Source organism: Candidatus Margulisiibacteriota bacterium (assembly GCA_018822365.1).
Lineage (GTDB): Bacteria > Margulisbacteria > WOR-1 > O2-12-FULL-45-9 > XYB2-FULL-48-7 > XYB2-FULL-45-9.
The window spans coordinates 18,710-33,465 of the sequence record JAHJKL010000030.1 but is presented as its reverse complement, the minus strand read 5'-3'; the positions used below and the strand labels follow the sequence as shown (position 1 = coordinate 33,465).

The window sequence follows — 14,756 nt, the reverse complement described above, 5'->3', positions numbered from 1 at the left end:
ATATCCGGCGCTGACCTCGATCGTCACCGGCTCATTGTTATATGATGAAACTCTCACTCCGTCGGGAATATATAAAGGGAAGTTTTCACCAAGAGCGACATCGTCATACAACCCGGCCCTAACCCAGACACTCTGCCCCGCTCCGACATTGTCAAACGCGTTGGTCAGGGTCTGCCACGCCTGCGCTTCCGAGGTCCCGGTATTCCCGTCGCTTCCGTTGACCGCGTCGACAAAAACATCGGAAGTAATAGTATAGGTCCAGGTTTCGCTGTAATTGCTCCAGTTGCCGGCATTGTCCTGCGCCCTGACCTTCCAGCTATGCTCGCCAAGGATAAACGGCGTTCCGGTTGAAAGGTCGAAAGCGTCAAAGGTAGCAACCACAACCCCGTCAAAGGTCAGCTCATAAGCCGCGACCCCGCTCAAATTATCAGTTGATTCAAACCAGGAGATTTCCGGAGCAAATCCCAAAACCTCCCCACTGGCCGGACCTTCCAGGACAGGGACCGACGGCGGCTGGCTGTCGATCGTGAAATAATCGGCGCTTTGAGCTGTCCCCAGGTTGCGGAGAGGGGAATTATCAAACGCTTCAATACTGACCAAAGCTTCGGCGCTGTTTAATCCGGGAAGATACCAGCTGTAGACTCCATCATTGGATTCATTTGTAATAATCGAGGTCCAACCATCGCCGATCGTGTAATTGATCCTGATCTCGCTGATTCCACTCTCATCGGTCGCCGTCCAGGTGACCTCATGGGTCGCCAGGCCGTTCCAGATCTCCCCGCCATCCGGGACCAGCACCTCAACCACCGGCGGATCGGTATCGTTATGGGTAAAGTTAAAAATTGAGCTCCAGCCCCCCCAGTTCCCTGCCCCATCTTTGGCCCGGACTTCCCAGGTAATAGTCCCGTCCGGAAGGTTAGCGCCTGGCGTATAAGAGAGAACGTTGCCGACAACGTAAGAAACACCATTGACCATGACTTCATAGCTGACGATACCGCTAAGATTGTCACTCGCTGCTTCCCAGGTAAAGGTCGGTTTTCCTTCGGTCGTCGTGCTTCCGTTGGCCGGGGTTGCCAAGCTGGGGACCGATGGTGGAGCGCTGTCAATAATAAAATAAGCGCTCTCCGCACTCCCCACATTATGAGCGGCTGAATCATCAAGGGCCAAGACAGCCACAATCGCTTCACCGGTATCAATAATTGGGGCGGTCCAGGAATAAATTCCGTCGTTTTGTTCTCCGGTCGCGATCGTCTGCCACCCTTCACCGGTCGTGTAATACAATTGGATCTCAGCGATCCCCCCTTCATCGGTCGCCCGCCAGGTAATATTGAACAGCAAACCGCCGCCAGCCTTACTGCCGGCATTCGGGGTATAGACTTCAACGCTTGGGTAATCGTAAACCGAAACAATAGAAAAGGTCGTAGCGCTCTCCCTGGTCGCGACATCCCCGCCAACCCCAACACCCTCGATACTGACCTTAGCTGAAGACGTGAGCGAGTCGGGAATCAGCCAGTTATAACTTCCGGTATCGCTCAAACCGGTCGCAATTACCTGGTAAGCTTCCCCGGTAGTGTAGTATAAATTAATTTCCGTCCTGGCCCCATCAGACGACCATCTAATTTGATGCCGGCTACCTGCTTCCCAGGTTTCACCCCCATTGGGTGAAATCAAGGTGACCGGCTCAACATAAGGATAACAGCCCAGATCAGCCCCACCCTCTCCAGCCCCCCGACAAACAGAACTGGCGGTTAAATAATAATCATCAGCGGCTGTGTTTCGAAACGCGGCATTCACGTGAATATCACCAGTCCCGGAGGAAACATTGCCGTATGAATAGTAGTTGCCATAAGTGTTGTTATAAGAAGAAGTAAGACGGTATGTGTATTGATAAGAATATAAACCATAACTAAAAACTCCATAATCATTTTCGCCAGCGGCATCAGGGTTTCGGCTCAATATATTGTTTTTTACGTATAAATAATTGCCGTAATTATAGTAGTGGTATATCGGGCTGGTACATTTAATAATCGTGTTGTTGAAGGCGTTCCCCGAACTATAATAATAACTGTATATACCGTAACCAAACCCTCTGATCTCATTAAACCTGATTTCAAAACTTGAGCGATAAGCATTAATTCCGTAACTGCCGGAACCAATTATTTTATTATGATTTAGATTTATGCCGGTATTGTTGTAATTGACATATATTCCACCTTCAGAAAAACTGCCGTTAATAGTATTTGATTCTACAGTTATATTGGTATTATAATAATAAACGTTGATGCCGTAATATCCCTGTCCGCTGATTGTGCAACCAGAAATCAAACTGTTAGTATTGCCATAAACATAAAGACCGTATGAAGTTGACGTGTTTACCTCTATTGAACAATTAACCACCGCGACATCGTTGGCCCCATATAAAAAAAATACTCCATAATAGCCCCCATCATTATTCACGATAGTCAGGTCCTCAAGGCGAGAATTGCTGTAAAGGCAAAAAGTATGCGAGTTATTGCCAACAGACTCTTCAATTGAGACCGTGCCACCGCCGTACTTCACCATGGTAACGCCGGTTGGGACATATATCGGGAAATATTCTCCTGAACTGGTATTATAGGTCCCGGACAGGATCCGAACGATATCACCGGAAGTTGTATTTTGAGAAGCGTGGTAGACTGTCCGCCAGGCTTGTCCTTCTGAAAGACCAGTGTTGCTGTCACTACCGGCTGGTTTGACATAATAAATCGCCGCGAAAGAAGGGAGGGAGAAGACCAGCAGGGTAATAAAGATTACGGCACCCAACAACCATTTTTTATTCGGTCGCTTGTTATGCCTCATTTCTTTATATAAAGGCTCCAAAGTTAGTGCATATTTTTATGGGCATGATGTTATTAGGTGATGAAATTATAGCACCGCGGATATTTTGAATGCAACAGCTATTTTTTGTCGCTATTTCAGGTTTTTTAACGCGGAGAGGATATCGATCATCGCCTGGGTGTCAAGCTGGCAGTAGAGCTCAAGCGCGGCACGGATTTCGGCCCGTTCGGCCGGGTCAGTTTGAGGGTCAAAAGTGACCCGGGCATATTCCACGCTGGCGGTCCGGCCGTCCTCGATCCGCATCCCGGAGTAGCTCCTGCCGGTTAAGATCGGCAGGACTTTTTTGATCGAGAGCCGCCCCTCCTGCCCGGGATGGTAAAAAGCAAAGTCCTGAAATACCTCGAGCAGGTCGACGAACCTTTTTTCGACCGACGAGAAATGTCCGGCATATTCCGGATAAGCGCGGCAGGAACGTTCTATGACCTTCATTTCGTATTGGGCATAATAAGCCAGGATCGTCCCCGTGTCTCCCAAGAGTTCCTTTAGGCGACGCAAAACTTCCGGCCGGGGATCGACCGCGCCATCGGCTAAAAAAGAATAATGTTTTGCCTCTCCCCCCTCTTTCTCTATCACATGCAGGGAAAACTGGAAGGGGATCTCTTCATAAGGACTGGAGTTGTCGTAGATCGGAATAACCGGCGAGATCGTCTCAAAATCAAGAAAATACAGAGGATAATGAAGTTTCGCGAAAAACCGGTCAAGCGCTTCCCGGTCGACATGCGGTTGGCCGCTCTGGACCGCTCTCCGCTGGATCGCCTGCTTGTCGGTCAAATTAAAATTGGCCGGGATCCCTTTAATGTCGAGCACCCCCAGATCAAAAAGTTCAAAGGCGCTCTTTGCCCCGCGATGCAGGGTAAAAACATCCCCTTCCGCCGGCAAGAAAGACCAGCACTCTTTTTCCAGCGGGCACTCCCTGACCTCGTCGCACTGGCGGCCGGGGGTAATTGCCGGCAGATCATCTTTTCCCAGCAAAGCGATCATCGCCCCGATATTTTCGGGAACTTCGGGGAGGATCTCGGCGACTTTTTCTCCCAGGTCTTTTTTTATAAAAAGAGCTTTGACGTCAAGCTCTCCCCGTTTAACATATTCCCGGTTGATATGCATCAGGGAACAGCGGGCGATCTTGAGTCCGGCGGTTTGGTAAACATACTTTTGAAAAGCGACGTCGTAATAATGCTCCGCCTTGGTGTCGGTCGAGCTTTTGACCTCGATCAGCTCCCACTCGTCTTCACCAATCGGGAGGAGGATATCGGCCCTGGCAAAAGCATGTTCAACTAAAAAACCCGCCTCAAACAGCGGCTTGCGCAACAACAGCGCTTCCCTGGAGAGGGCATCGGTTTCGGAAAGTTCAAAACATTTTTTGATCATGATACCGTCTGGATAGAGGCGGCGGGCCAGCTCTTCCACCCGGCGGCCGTCGTTCATGATCGAGCGGAGCAAAAGATCGGGTTTGGGGAGGTCGCGTTTATGATGGAATTTATGCCAGAGGAGCTTTAAACAGCGGAGGCCATCCTTATAAAGCGATTTATTAAGGATCAGTCGTTGCGTTCCCAGAGGACCTCAACGAACTTTTCGCCATCAAGGAATTTGAACTCGTGCTTCCCTTTATAGGCGTGGTTCAAAGCTTTGCCAATATGCATCGCCAGGTTGTGGGTCGAGGTTTTGGCCCAGATCGCCCCGTCCTTTTTCTCGACCGACAGCAAGCAGGCCTTGGCGTCGTGCGCTTGCGCTTGCTTTCCTTCATTATTGATCAGGTTGATCAGGTCACTCTCATGGTCAAGCAGGAAAGATCCGCTAAGTTTAATGAGCCCCCCTTCTTCCACTTTCTTGGGTTTCATAAAATCCTCGTAATGTCTCTCGATCGGTCCGCTCATAGCAAATCCCTCCCTGAAAAATAAGTTTTAGCGCTTGGTGAACTGGAAGGCGCGGCGGGCGCGCTTGAGGCCGTATTTTTTCCGTTCCTTCATTCTTGGATCGCGGGTCATCAGCCCTTCCCGCTTCAATAAAACCTTGAATTCCGGGTTGGCAATGATCATCGCCCGGGAAATCCCCAGGCTCATCGCGGTCGCCTGGGCCGGAACGCCTCCCCCCAGGACCCGGACAATAACGTCGTATTTGCCGGTGGTCCCGGTCACGACAAAAGGTTTGTTGATCTTGAATTCCAGGGTCCGCCGGCCGCAAAAATACTCCAAAAGGCTCTTCCCGTTGATCGACATGCTCCCTTTACCGGGAACAAGCCAAACCTTGGCGATCGCTTCTTTGCGGCGTCCGGTCCCGTAATATTTGACCGAAGCGTCATTGACCTTTACTTTTTCTTTTTTCGCGTGCGAATGATGGTGGGAAGCTGCCGCGTGGGAAGCAGTTGCCCCTTCTTCTCCTTTGGCCGTCGCTTTTTTATGATGGACCGGAGCCTTTTTTGTTTCACTCATCTTTTTTTACACCTCAAGTTCAGGAATTTTCGCGTATTGCGCCGGGGTCTTGGTAAAGATCTTCAGTTTTCTAACGATCTGCGCGCCAAGCCTGGTATGGGGGATCATCCCGGTAATTGCCAGGCGGATAACCTGCTCCGGCTTGGTCTGCATCATTTTTTCCAGGCTGACCGTCTTGTCCCCCCCAGGATAGCCCGAGTGGGTAAAATAGGTCTTCCCTTCAAGCTTATTGCCGGTCACCCTGACCTTGTCGGCATTGACCACGACGATATAATCACCGCAATCGGTTTGCGGAGTATACAGGGTCTTGTGCTTGCCGCGCAGGTAAACCGCTACCTTGGTCGCCAGCCGCCCCAGGACTTTGCCCGTGGCGTCGACCCGGTACCATTTCCGCTTGACCATTTTATTGTTGGCAAATATCGTATTGTTCTTTTTCATGGTTTCCTTCCTTACACCAGTTCCAATCTGGCCAGCGGGGCCGAGTCTCCCCGGCGCCGGCCGATCCTGATAATGCGGGTATAACCCCCCGGCCGGCCTTCGAACCTTTCCGGAAAAGTTTTAAAAATAGTCGTGACCACCGACTGGTCGTGCAATACGCTCTCCACTTTGCGGCGGGCAAAAAGATCGTTGGTTTTGGTGCAGGTGATCAGCTTTTCGGCCATCCGCCTGGCTTCTTTGGCCCGGGTAACCGTAACGTTAACGTGGCCATAGATAAAAAGCGACCTGACGATCGAGCGGAGCATCGCCAGCCGCTGGTCGGCCGGTTTGCTTAGTTTTTTGTTCCCTTTCCGGTGTCTCATTCCCCTGACTCTCCTTTTAGATGCAGTTTGTATTCAGAAAGGCGGGCGCGGACCTCGGTCAGCGATTTCTCGCCAAAGTTGTCCAGCTTCATCAGCTCCGGTTCCGAATAATTGATCAGTTCGCCAACCGACTTGATCCCGGCCTTCTTCAGGCAGTTGAGCGACCGCGAAGAAAACTCCAGGTCTTCCACGCTCATTTCCAGAACGCCGGAAGCCGATTCTTCTTTTCCGCCCAATTCCATGGCAGCCGCTTCGGATTTTTCACCGGCGTGCACAAACAGGTCAATGTGGCGGGCCATGATCTTGGCGCTCTCTTTGATCGCTTCGTCCGGCCGAATGCTACCGTTGGTCCAAACGGTCAGGACCAGGCGGTCATAATTGATCTCCTGGCCGACGCGGATCTCTTCGGTCGCGATGTTCACCTTGGTCACCGGAGTAAAGATCGAATCGGTCGGGATAAAACCGACCGGCAGGCTCGCCTTTTTGTTCTGCTGGGACGAGATATAGCCGTGTCCCCGCTCGACGATCATCTCCATTGACAGCTTGCCACCCGAATCAAGGGTAGCAATGACCAGGTCCGGATTGACGATCTCGACCTCACTGTCATGCTCAATATCCCCCGCTTTGACCTCACCCGCCCCTTTGGCTTTCAGGGTAATGGTCTTAGGCTGGTCGGAATGGGATTTGACCACCAATTCCTTTAAGTTCAGAATAATATGCAAAACATCTTCGGTCACCCCGTTCATCGTTGAAAATTCATGCGCCACCCCATCGATCTTGATCGCGGTTACCGCCGCTCCCGGCAGGGAGGAAAGCAGAATGCGCCGCAGGGGATTCCCCAGCGTCTGTCCGTAACCTCTGGGAAGAGGCTCCACCACAAATTTTCCAAAATTATCCGTAACCTCTGCCAGCTTCACCCAGGGCTTGTCTCCAATAGTTACCATTAATTTACCTCCTTAAACCAACCGCTTACCGTGAATAATACTCAACGATAAGATTTTCGGCGATCGCCGCGTCGACTTCGTCCCTGGTCGGCAGGGCTACGATCTTCCCCTCCGCCTCACCGGACAAGGAGAGCCACTTTGGGGTCACCTTGTCAGGGAACTTCTCGAGCGCTTCTTTCGCCAGTTTTACGATCTTCGGGCTGACCCTGATCACTTCACCGATCTTCACGGAAAATGAAGGGATATTTACTTTTTTGTCGTTAACCAGGATCCCGCCGTTGCGGACCATCTGCCGCGCCGCCTGCCGGGAAGTGGTAAAACCAAGGCGATAGACCACGTTGTCCAGCCGCCGCTCCAGATACTGCAGCAGCTGTTCGCCGGTCACCCCTTTACGTTTGGACGCTTTTTCAAAATATCCGGCAAACTGCCCCTCGGTCAAGCCGTAGATGCGGCGGGTTTTCTGTTTCTCGCGCAACCGGATCTGGTATTCAGAAACGCGGGCCGGGAGCTTCCCGTGCTGTCCAGGGGGGTAAGAGCGCCGCGAATACGGGCACTTCTCGGTGTAGCATTTTTCACCTTTCAGGAAAAGCTTTTCTCCTTCCCTGCGGCAGAGTTTGCATTTTGCTTCAATGTGTCTTCCCATTAGACTCTCCTCCTCTTGGGAGGGCGGCACCCGTTGTGCGGGATTGGGGTCACGTCTTTAATTGAACTGATCTCAAGGCCGGCCCCCTGCAAAGAGCGGATCGCCGTTTCCCGGCCCGAACCCGGCCCCTTGACCAGAACACTGACCTCGCGCATGCCAAGCTCGATCGCTTTAGCGGCAGCTTTTTCGGCGGCGGCTGAAGCCGCGAACGGAGTTCCCTTTTTGGTCCCTTTAAAGCCGTTGGCGCCAGCCGATGACCAGGAGACAATAGCGCCATGGGTGTCGGTAATAGAAACGATCGTGTTGTTAAATGTCGCCTGAATGTGAGCCACCCCGACAGAGGGGACCTTGCGTTTATCTTTCTTTTTCTTTGGCGCTTTAGGTTTAGCAGCTGCTTCTTCCATGGTTTATGTCTTTTCCTCCTTTTTCTTTCCGAGCCCGACGGTCTTTCTCTTCCCGCGGCGGGTCCGGCCGTTGGTCCTGGTCCGCTGGCCGCGGACCGGCAGCCCTTTGCGATGGCGCGAGCCGCGGTAGGAACCGATGTCGATCAATCGTTTGATGTGCATGGAGATATCCTTGCGGAGGTCCCCTTCAAGACGGTAATCCTTTAAAACGTCGCGGATCGCGACAATTTCAGAGTCGGTCATGTCCTTAACCTTCATTTCAGGGTCGATCTTCGCTTTAGCCAGGATCTCCTGGCTAAGGGTCTCCCCGATCCCGTAAATATATGTCAAGCCAATAACAATCCTTTTATTCGCCGGCAGATCGATACCAATGAGACGTGCCATCTATTCCTCCTTTTATTAACCTTGCCGCTGCTTGTGCTTCGGGTTTTCGCACAGGACGTAAACCCGGCCCCGCCGGCGGACGATCTTGCATTTGTCGCATATTTTTTTAACTGACGATCTTACTTTCATTTTTTTCTCCCCACTTACTTTAAACGGTAAGTGATCCTTCCCCTGGTCAAATCATACGGCGAGAGCTCGAGCCGAACTTTGTCGCCGGGAAGGATCCGAATATAATTCTTTCGGATCTTGCCCGAAACATGGGCCAGGATCAGCTGGCCCGTCTCGATCTTCACCCTGAAAAGAGCGCTCGGCAAAGCCTCCGTTACCTCTCCTTCCAGCTCAATTACGTCTTTATCTTTTACCATAGTGTCAATATCTCCGGATCACCGCTGGTGATCAATACCGTGTGCTCGAAATGACTTGAGAGCCCACCGTCTTCGGTAACCACTGTCCAGCCATCGTCTAAAGTCCTGATCCGCCAGCTCCCGGTATTGAGCATCGGCTCGATCGCGATGATCATTCCAGCCTGCAGGTGGATCCCCTCTCCGGGAAAGCCAAAATTAGGGATCAGCGGATCTTCGTGCAGGTCCCGTCCGATCCCATGTCCGTAAAGTTCCCTGACCACGGAAAACCCCTGCTTCTCGCTGACTTTTTGGATCGCGTGGGAAAGATCTCCCAACCGCCGGCCGACTCTGGCCTGTTTGATCCCCGCCGCAAGCGCTTCTTTACCGGCCCGCAGCAGCTTTGTCGCTTTGCTGGAAACCGTTCCAACCGGAAAAGTCGCCGCGTTATCTCCGCAAAAACCCTTGTACCTGACTCCAACGTCAATGCTGACAATGTCGCCATCTTTGATAAGCCGGCCGCCGGGGATCCCATGGACCACTTCAGAATTGACCGAGATACAGGTCGCGTGCCGATAACCCCGATATCCTTTGAACACCGGCTCCGCCCCCCGACCGCGGATCAAATCTTCGCCTGCCGCGTCCAGCTCTGAAGTAGTCAAGCCGGCCCGCAGGTTTTTTTTCAATACCGCCAGCGCTTCCGCCGCGATCCGGCCAGCTTCCCGCATCAACTTGATCTCTTGATCAGTTTTTATCGATATTTTCGACATCAAAGAGCAGTGGCATTTGCCAGGATCTTGAGCACGTTATTGAACGCTTTTTCGATCGGCAGAGAAGCGTCAATTTCCACCATTTTTCCGGTCTTCCCGTAATAATCGACCAACGGTCTGGTTGACTTGTCGTAAACTTCAAACCTGGTCCTGATCACTCCCTGATCATCGTCTTTGCGCAGGATAAGTTCGCCGCCGCAAGAGTCGCACCTGCCGGAAACTTTTGGCGGGCTGTGCTCCAAATGATAAACGGCGCCGCAATCTTTGCAGCTCCGCCTCCCGGAAAGCCGGCTGACCACCTCTTCCTGAGAGATCTTAAAGTACAAAACAAAATCGATCGAACGGTCCAGTTCCCTCAGCATCTGGTCAAACGCTTCCGCCTGGGCCGCTGAACGGGGAAATCCGTCCATAATAAAGCCGATCTGACAATCGGGCCGGCTAACTCTTTTTCTAGCCAGTTCGATGGTCAATTCGTCAGGCACCAGTTTGCCCGAGTCCATAAACTCTTTCGCTTTTTTACCGATCTCGGTCTCGCCGCGGACCTCTTCGCGCAACAGGTCCCCCAAAGAGATGTGAGGCAGTTTCTTCGCCTCGGCGATCAATTTGGCCTGGGTCCCTTTGCCCGATCCGGGCGGTCCAAGTAAAACTAAGATCATGCGATTATCCCTTCATATTGACGCGACACCAAATGGGTCTGGATCTGCCTGACCAGGTCAAGAGCCACGCCAACCATGATCAGCAGCGCGGTCGCCCCCAGCCCCTGGAACGAAGTCACGTGGGTCAGGCTCTCGACAATTGTCGGAATGACCGCGACCAGCGACAGGAAAAGGGCACCGACCAGGGTCAGCCTGGTAATAACGTATTCCAGATACTGGGCGGTCGGCTTGCCCGGCCTGATCCCCAGAACAAATCCGCCGTATTTCTTGATGTTCTCGGCCAGGTCGTTCGGATTGAACGTGATCGCCGTATAAAAGTAAGTAAAGAAAAAGATCAGGATAAAGTAAAATACCATATACAAACTTCCTGACGGCGAGATCATCTGGACCAGCTTTTGCACGACCGGATTCGGGATGAACTGAGCCACGGTCGCCGGAAAGAGCAGGACCGAAGAAGCAAAAATGATCGGGATCACCCCACCCTGATTGATCCTCATCGGAATGTAGGTAGACTGCCCGCCGTACATCTTCCGGCCAATGATCCTCTTGGCATACTGCACCGGGATCCGGCGCTGCGCCTCCTGGACCAGCACGATAGCCACGATCATCACCAAAAAGGCGGCCAGAAGGACGATCACGCCAAAAAATGAAGCTCCACCCCTGACCAGGGTCACCGTCTGTCCGATATAGGTCGGGATCCGGGAGACGATACCGACAAAGATCAGGACCGAAGCCCCGTTGCCGATCCCGCGTTCAGTGATCAATTCGCCAAACCACATTACCAAGGTACTGCCTGCGGTCAGGGAAACAACCGTTCCCAGCAGGAAAAGACCGAAACTGTAGCCGTCAACCATGACCCCCCGCAGCCAGAAGGACATACCGAAAGACTGAAAGGCGGCCAGAACGACCGTTAAATATCGAGTATAACTCGCGATCTGCTTGCGTCCGGAGTCCCCTTCTTTGGCCAGCTCTTCGAGCTGGGGGACAACGACCTGCATCAGCTGCATGATGATCGAAGCGTTGATGTAAGGAACGATCCCCATCGCAAAAAGCGAGAATCGCATGAACGCTCCACCGGTGAACAGGTCCAGGAAACCAAGGATATTGCCTCCGCCAAACAGATGCTGCAGCTTGACCGTATCGATCCCCGGGACCGGGACATGGACCCCGACCCGGAACAGAACGATCATCCCGATCGTGAACAAAAACTTTTTTCTCAGATCGGCAATGTTGACCAAACCGGAAACAAAATTAAGCATTAATTATTTTCCCGCCGGCCGCTTCGATCTTCTTTCTGGCCGTGGCGCTGACCTTGTGAGCTTTGACCTCGACCGGCCCGGTCACTTCGCCGGAACCGAGGATCTTGATCAATCCGGTCGCTTTCTTCGCTTTATCCAATTCGAACAGGTTGAACACCTGGTAAACGACCCGGAACGGATGGTTCTTGAAGCCGCGTTTTGGCAAACGGCGGTAAAGCGGGGTTTGTCCCCCTTCAAAGCGTGATCCCTTGGTCCCGCCGGAACGGCTGGTCTGGCCCTTGTGTCCCCGGCCGCAAGTTTTGCCAAGTCCGGAGCTGGTCCCGCGGCCGACCCGTTTTTTTCTTTTCTTTGAGCCCGTCTGGGGCCGCAAATTACTCAGATTTAACATATTTTACGTTTGGTTCCTTTCCTCTTTCCTGGGTGATTGCTTCGAGCCGCTTGAGAAGGCTAAGCCCGTTAAGCGTTGCTCTGGCGACATTGATCGAATTGGCCGAGCCAATTTTTTTGGCGACGATATTTTTAACCCCGGCTAATTCCAGGATCGTCCTGACCGACCCTCCGGCAATAACGCCGGTCCCCCGCGGCGCCGGGCGGAGCACCACTTTGCTGGCCGAAAATTTACCGTGAACGTCATGGGGAATAGAACCGTTGATGATCGGCACCGAGGTGATCCCTCTTTTGGCCGCTTCAACCCCTTTGCGGATCGCGGCCGAAACTTCCGCCGCTTTCCCGATCCCCAGGCCGACCCGGTTCTTCATATCGCCAACAACGACAACGGCCCGGAAGCCCATTTTTTTGCCCCCTTTAACGACCTTGGTAACCCGGGCAATGCTGACAACCTTTTCTTTAAATTCAGAATCCCTGTCTTGAGGTCTCATATTAGAATTCCAGTCCTCCTTCTCGAGCCGCGTCGGCCAGAGCCTTGACTCTGCCGTGATAAATGAACGAACCACGGTCAAAGACCACCCGCTTGATCCCTTTGGCTTTCGCCCGCTCGGCGATCAAGCTCCCGATCTTTTTGGCCGCGGCAAGATTGCCGCCGTTCTTGATGAGCCCTTTTTCAACCGTCGAAGCGGAAACCAGGGTCCGGCTTTCGCTATCGACAATGACCTGGGCATGGATATTCCTGATCCCGCGAAAAACTGATAATCGCGGCCGCTCCATAGTCCCAAATACTTTCTTTTTTCTGATCGCCATTTTCTACTTGCCTCCCGAGGTCGCCTTGGCCGCTTTACCGGCCTTACGCCTGACTTTTTCGCCAACGTAGCGGATCCCTTTTCCTTTATAAGGTTCAACTTTTCTGGTCAGCCTGATCTCCGCGGCGATCTGTCCTACTTTTTGCGCGTCGATCCCTTTGACCCTGACCCGGGTCCCCCCCTGAACCTCAAAATCAATACCCTGGGGCGGCTCAAACTCGACCGGATGGGAGTAGCCAAGCTGCAACTGCAGCTTTTTCCCCGCCATCGTGGCACGATATCCGACCCCGACCAGGTCAAGTTCCTTTTCAAACCCTTTGGTCACTCCGGTGATCATATTCTCGATCATGCTGTTGTAGAGGCCCTGGATCGCCAGCGCCTGTCGATCGGTCGAAGCCAAAACCGTGGTGAGCTTGCCGTTATCGATCTCAACTTTAACGACCGGCTTCATCACAAAAGCAATGGTCCCTTTGGGGCCTTTGGCGCTGATAGTCCCATCAGGAGCGAGTTTGATCTCAACCCCTTTGGGAACTTCCAATATTCGTTTACCTATTCTTCCCATTTTTTTCTCCCTACCAAACGAAACACAAGACTTCGCCGCCGATCTTCTGCCGGCGGGCGTTGTCGTCGGTCATTAACCCTTTTGGGGTAGAAATAATTGCCAGCCCGAAACCGGACTGGACCCGCGGAATGGCCTGGCTGCCGACATAGACCCGGCGGCCGGGAGTGCTGATCCGCTTGACCCCGACGATCGGGCTCTTGCGGTTTTCATTGTATTTCAAGGCAACCCGCAAAACCTTCTTGTTCATCCTGGCGACAATGTCAAATTTGCCGACGAATCCCTCTTCCTGCAGGATCTTGACGATCCCTTCTTTGACGCTGGAATGAGGAATATCGACCGCCTCTTTTTTGACTTTGATCGCGTTATTTACCCTGACTAACAAATCAGCTATTGGATCCATTGACAATTACTCCTTTAATTACCAGCTTGATTTGACCACGCCGGGGATCTGTCCCTGGTGGGCCATTTTTCTAAAGCACATGCGGCACAAACCGAACTTCCTGATGTAGGCCCGGCGCCTACCGCACATGAAACAGCGGTGGACCGTCCTGGTCGAGAACTTCGGCTCGCGCTTTAATCTTTCAAGCCAACATTTTTTCGCCATCATTTTCTCCTCTTACGCGTCATGGGTCCGGAATGGGATGCCAAATGCTTCCAGCAGGTCCCTGGCCTCGGCATCGGTCTTCGCCGTGGTCACAAATGTAATATCCATTCCCCGAACCGCGTCAACCTTGTTATAATCAACTTCCGGGAAGATCAACTGTTCCTTGATCCCAAGGGAATAATTTCCCCGGCCATCGAACGACTTGGGATTAACCCCTTTAAAATCACGGATCTTTGGCAAAGAAATACTGATCAATTTGTTCAGGAACTGCCACATCCGCTTGCCGCGAAGCGTGACCTTCAAACCGATGGGAATATTCCCCTTGAGCTTGAACGCGGCGATCGCCTTCTTGCTGTTGATGATAAGCGGTTTCTGGCCGACTATGCTGGAGAGCTCCGCCGCCGAAACATCGATCGCTTTGGCATTTTCGCGCGCCTCACCGACGCCGCGATTGATCACGACCTTTTTCAGCCGCGGTATCGACATGACGTTGGCATATTTGTGCTTGTCTTGGAGCTTTTTAATGATATGTTTTTGATATTCCTGCTGCAGATCTTTCATGTTCTTATACCTTGTCCATTATTTCTTTGCATTTCCGGCAAGTCCGCCGGTTCTTTCCATCGATATTGGTGACCGAGATCCGGGTCGGCTTGCCACAGCGCGGACAGACCAGGATCGCCTTTGACACGGCAAATGGAAGCGCTTTATCAATAATGCCTCCCGGGCTCTTTTGCATCGGCTTCTGATGGCGCTTGGCCACGTTGATCCCTTCCACAACGATCGTCATCTTCTCCGGAAAAACCTTAATGACCTTTCCCTTCTTTCCTTTGTTCTTGCCGGAAAGCATAATGATCGTATCGCCTTTTTTTATTCTGGTATTTGCCATT

At 52.3% G+C, this 14,756-nt stretch carries 23 protein-coding genes; all 23 read right to left on the bottom strand.

Going from position 1 to position 14,756, the window contains the following annotated elements; genetic code table 11:
* The coding region (locus tag KKF06_02130; protein MBU1616565.1) for a DUF1565 domain-containing protein at positions 1-2,838 on the bottom strand (2,838 nt) is incomplete at its 3' end.
* 111 nt (positions 2,839-2,949) lie between these two features.
* A complete protein-coding gene (locus tag KKF06_02125; protein MBU1616564.1) occupies positions 2,950-4,302 on the bottom strand; it encodes a DUF2779 domain-containing protein in 1,353 nt (450 codons plus the stop codon).
* Between the two features lie 110 nt (positions 4,303-4,412).
* On the bottom strand, positions 4,413-4,715 hold the full coding sequence (locus KKF06_02120) for a hypothetical protein (GenBank protein ID MBU1616563.1): 303 nt from the start codon (positions 4,713-4,715) through the stop codon (positions 4,413-4,415).
* Between the two features lie 63 nt (positions 4,716-4,778).
* On the bottom strand, positions 4,779-5,306 hold the full coding sequence (gene rpsI, locus KKF06_02115) for a 30S ribosomal protein S9 (protein ID MBU1616562.1): 528 nt from the start codon (positions 5,304-5,306) through the stop codon (positions 4,779-4,781).
* Between the two features lie 6 nt (positions 5,307-5,312).
* Positions 5,313-5,744 carry a 50S ribosomal protein L13 gene (rplM, locus tag KKF06_02110; protein MBU1616561.1) on the bottom strand — a complete coding sequence of 144 codons (432 nt, stop codon included), beginning with the start codon at positions 5,742-5,744 and terminating at the stop codon, positions 5,313-5,315.
* An 11-nt stretch (positions 5,745-5,755) separates the two neighbouring features.
* On the bottom strand, positions 5,756-6,106 hold the full coding sequence (rplQ, locus tag KKF06_02105; protein ID MBU1616560.1) for a 50S ribosomal protein L17: 351 nt from the start codon (positions 6,104-6,106) through the stop codon (positions 5,756-5,758).
* On the bottom strand, positions 6,103-7,050 hold the full coding sequence (locus KKF06_02100) for a DNA-directed RNA polymerase subunit alpha (protein ID MBU1616559.1): 948 nt from the start codon (positions 7,048-7,050) through the stop codon (positions 6,103-6,105). The genes rplQ and KKF06_02100 overlap by 4 nt, the downstream gene beginning before the upstream one ends.
* A 25-nt stretch (positions 7,051-7,075) precedes the next feature.
* Positions 7,076-7,693 (bottom strand): 30S ribosomal protein S4, encoded by a 618-nt coding sequence (gene rpsD, locus KKF06_02095; protein ID MBU1616558.1) that lies wholly within the window; start codon positions 7,691-7,693, stop codon positions 7,076-7,078.
* The gene (gene rpsK, locus KKF06_02090; protein MBU1616557.1) at positions 7,693-8,097 is read right to left on the bottom strand and encodes a 30S ribosomal protein S11; all 405 of its coding nucleotides are present in this window, start codon (positions 8,095-8,097) and stop codon (positions 7,693-7,695) included. The genes rpsD and rpsK overlap by 1 nt, the downstream gene beginning before the upstream one ends.
* 3 nt (positions 8,098-8,100) lie before the next feature.
* On the bottom strand, positions 8,101-8,481 hold the full coding sequence (rpsM, locus tag KKF06_02085; protein ID MBU1616556.1) for a 30S ribosomal protein S13: 381 nt from the start codon (positions 8,479-8,481) through the stop codon (positions 8,101-8,103).
* A 15-nt stretch (positions 8,482-8,496) separates the two neighbouring features.
* Entirely contained in the window at positions 8,497-8,610 is a 114-nt protein-coding gene (gene rpmJ / locus KKF06_02080; GenBank protein MBU1616555.1) for a 50S ribosomal protein L36, read from the bottom strand.
* Positions 8,611-8,624: 14 nt separating this feature from the next.
* Complete coding sequence (infA, locus tag KKF06_02075; GenBank protein ID MBU1616554.1) at positions 8,625-8,846, bottom strand: translation initiation factor IF-1; 222 nt, start codon at positions 8,844-8,846, stop codon at positions 8,625-8,627.
* Positions 8,840-9,592: a type I methionyl aminopeptidase gene (map, locus tag KKF06_02070; protein MBU1616553.1), complete on the bottom strand. Its 753-nt coding sequence runs from the start codon at positions 9,590-9,592 to the stop codon at positions 8,840-8,842. Before map ends, infA begins: the two co-directional genes overlap by 7 nt.
* Complete coding sequence (locus KKF06_02065; GenBank protein ID MBU1616552.1) at positions 9,592-10,248, bottom strand: adenylate kinase; 657 nt, start codon at positions 10,246-10,248, stop codon at positions 9,592-9,594. The genes map and KKF06_02065 overlap by 1 nt, the downstream gene beginning before the upstream one ends.
* Complete coding sequence (gene secY / locus KKF06_02060) at positions 10,245-11,507, bottom strand: preprotein translocase subunit SecY (GenBank protein MBU1616551.1); 1,263 nt, start codon at positions 11,505-11,507, stop codon at positions 10,245-10,247. The genes KKF06_02065 and secY overlap by 4 nt, the downstream gene beginning before the upstream one ends.
* On the bottom strand, positions 11,500-11,895 hold the full coding sequence (rplO, locus tag KKF06_02055; GenBank protein MBU1616550.1) for a 50S ribosomal protein L15: 396 nt from the start codon (positions 11,893-11,895) through the stop codon (positions 11,500-11,502). Before rplO ends, secY begins: the two co-directional genes overlap by 8 nt.
* Positions 11,879-12,385, bottom strand: a complete 507-nt coding sequence (rpsE, locus tag KKF06_02050; GenBank protein MBU1616549.1) for a 30S ribosomal protein S5 — start codon at positions 12,383-12,385, stop codon at positions 11,879-11,881. The genes rplO and rpsE overlap by 17 nt, the downstream gene beginning before the upstream one ends.
* Position 12,386: 1 nt before the next feature.
* Positions 12,387-12,704, bottom strand: coding sequence for a 50S ribosomal protein L18 (rplR, locus tag KKF06_02045; protein MBU1616548.1), 318 nt, complete (start codon positions 12,702-12,704; stop codon positions 12,387-12,389).
* A 3-nt stretch (positions 12,705-12,707) separates the two neighbouring features.
* On the bottom strand, positions 12,708-13,265 hold the full coding sequence (rplF, locus tag KKF06_02040; protein ID MBU1616547.1) for a 50S ribosomal protein L6: 558 nt from the start codon (positions 13,263-13,265) through the stop codon (positions 12,708-12,710).
* A 10-nt stretch (positions 13,266-13,275) separates the two neighbouring features.
* Positions 13,276-13,665 carry a 30S ribosomal protein S8 gene (rpsH, locus tag KKF06_02035; GenBank protein ID MBU1616546.1) on the bottom strand — a complete coding sequence of 130 codons (390 nt, stop codon included), beginning with the start codon at positions 13,663-13,665 and terminating at the stop codon, positions 13,276-13,278.
* A gap of 18 nt (positions 13,666-13,683) precedes the next feature.
* On the bottom strand, positions 13,684-13,869 hold the full coding sequence (locus tag KKF06_02030) for a type Z 30S ribosomal protein S14 (GenBank protein MBU1616545.1): 186 nt from the start codon (positions 13,867-13,869) through the stop codon (positions 13,684-13,686).
* Positions 13,870-13,881: 12 nt separating this feature from the next.
* On the bottom strand, positions 13,882-14,430 hold the full coding sequence (gene rplE, locus KKF06_02025) for a 50S ribosomal protein L5 (GenBank protein ID MBU1616544.1): 549 nt from the start codon (positions 14,428-14,430) through the stop codon (positions 13,882-13,884).
* A gap of 4 nt (positions 14,431-14,434) precedes the next feature.
* Positions 14,435-14,755 (bottom strand): 50S ribosomal protein L24, encoded by a 321-nt coding sequence (gene rplX, locus KKF06_02020; protein MBU1616543.1) that lies wholly within the window; start codon positions 14,753-14,755, stop codon positions 14,435-14,437.
* Position 14,756 lies beyond the last annotated feature (1 nt).

Coding starts and splice junctions, on each gene's coding strand:
- infA (MBU1616554.1), bottom strand. CDS start 8,846: ATGGTAAAAGATAAAGACGTAATTGAGCTGGAAGGAGAGGTAACGGAG.
- KKF06_02065 (MBU1616552.1), bottom strand. CDS start 10,248: ATGATCTTAGTTTTACTTGGACCGCCCGGATCGGGCAAAGGGACCCAG.
- rpsD (MBU1616558.1), bottom strand. CDS start 7,693: ATGGGAAGACACATTGAAGCAAAATGCAAACTCTGCCGCAGGGAAGGA.
- rpsK (MBU1616557.1), bottom strand. CDS start 8,097: ATGGAAGAAGCAGCTGCTAAACCTAAAGCGCCAAAGAAAAAGAAAGAT.
- rplE (MBU1616544.1), bottom strand. CDS start 14,430: ATGAAAGATCTGCAGCAGGAATATCAAAAACATATCATTAAAAAGCTC.
- rplF (MBU1616547.1), bottom strand. CDS start 13,265: ATGGGAAGAATAGGTAAACGAATATTGGAAGTTCCCAAAGGGGTTGAG.
- rpsM (MBU1616556.1), bottom strand. CDS start 8,481: ATGGCACGTCTCATTGGTATCGATCTGCCGGCGAATAAAAGGATTGTT.
- rplM (MBU1616561.1), bottom strand. CDS start 5,744: ATGAAAAAGAACAATACGATATTTGCCAACAATAAAATGGTCAAGCGG.
- KKF06_02125 (MBU1616564.1), bottom strand. CDS start 4,302: ATGAACGACGGCCGCCGGGTGGAAGAGCTGGCCCGCCGCCTCTATCCA.
- map (MBU1616553.1), bottom strand. CDS start 9,592: ATGTCGAAAATATCGATAAAAACTGATCAAGAGATCAAGTTGATGCGG.
- rpsE (MBU1616549.1), bottom strand. CDS start 12,385: ATGAGACCTCAAGACAGGGATTCTGAATTTAAAGAAAAGGTTGTCAGC.
- rpsI (MBU1616562.1), bottom strand. CDS start 5,306: ATGAGTGAAACAAAAAAGGCTCCGGTCCATCATAAAAAAGCGACGGCC.
- KKF06_02030 (MBU1616545.1), bottom strand. CDS start 13,869: ATGGCGAAAAAATGTTGGCTTGAAAGATTAAAGCGCGAGCCGAAGTTC.
- rplO (MBU1616550.1), bottom strand. CDS start 11,895: ATGTTAAATCTGAGTAATTTGCGGCCCCAGACGGGCTCAAAGAAAAGA.
- rpsH (MBU1616546.1), bottom strand. CDS start 13,665: ATGGATCCAATAGCTGATTTGTTAGTCAGGGTAAATAACGCGATCAAA.
- KKF06_02100 (MBU1616559.1), bottom strand. CDS start 7,050: ATGGTAACTATTGGAGACAAGCCCTGGGTGAAGCTGGCAGAGGTTACG.
- rplQ (MBU1616560.1), bottom strand. CDS start 6,106: ATGAGACACCGGAAAGGGAACAAAAAACTAAGCAAACCGGCCGACCAG.
- rplR (MBU1616548.1), bottom strand. CDS start 12,704: ATGGCGATCAGAAAAAAGAAAGTATTTGGGACTATGGAGCGGCCGCGA.
- rpmJ (MBU1616555.1), bottom strand. CDS start 8,610: ATGAAAGTAAGATCGTCAGTTAAAAAAATATGCGACAAATGCAAGATC.
- secY (MBU1616551.1), bottom strand. CDS start 11,507: ATGCTTAATTTTGTTTCCGGTTTGGTCAACATTGCCGATCTGAGAAAA.
- KKF06_02120 (MBU1616563.1), bottom strand. CDS start 4,715: ATGAAACCCAAGAAAGTGGAAGAAGGGGGGCTCATTAAACTTAGCGGA.
- rplX (MBU1616543.1), bottom strand. CDS start 14,755: ATGGCAAATACCAGAATAAAAAAAGGCGATACGATCATTATGCTTTCC.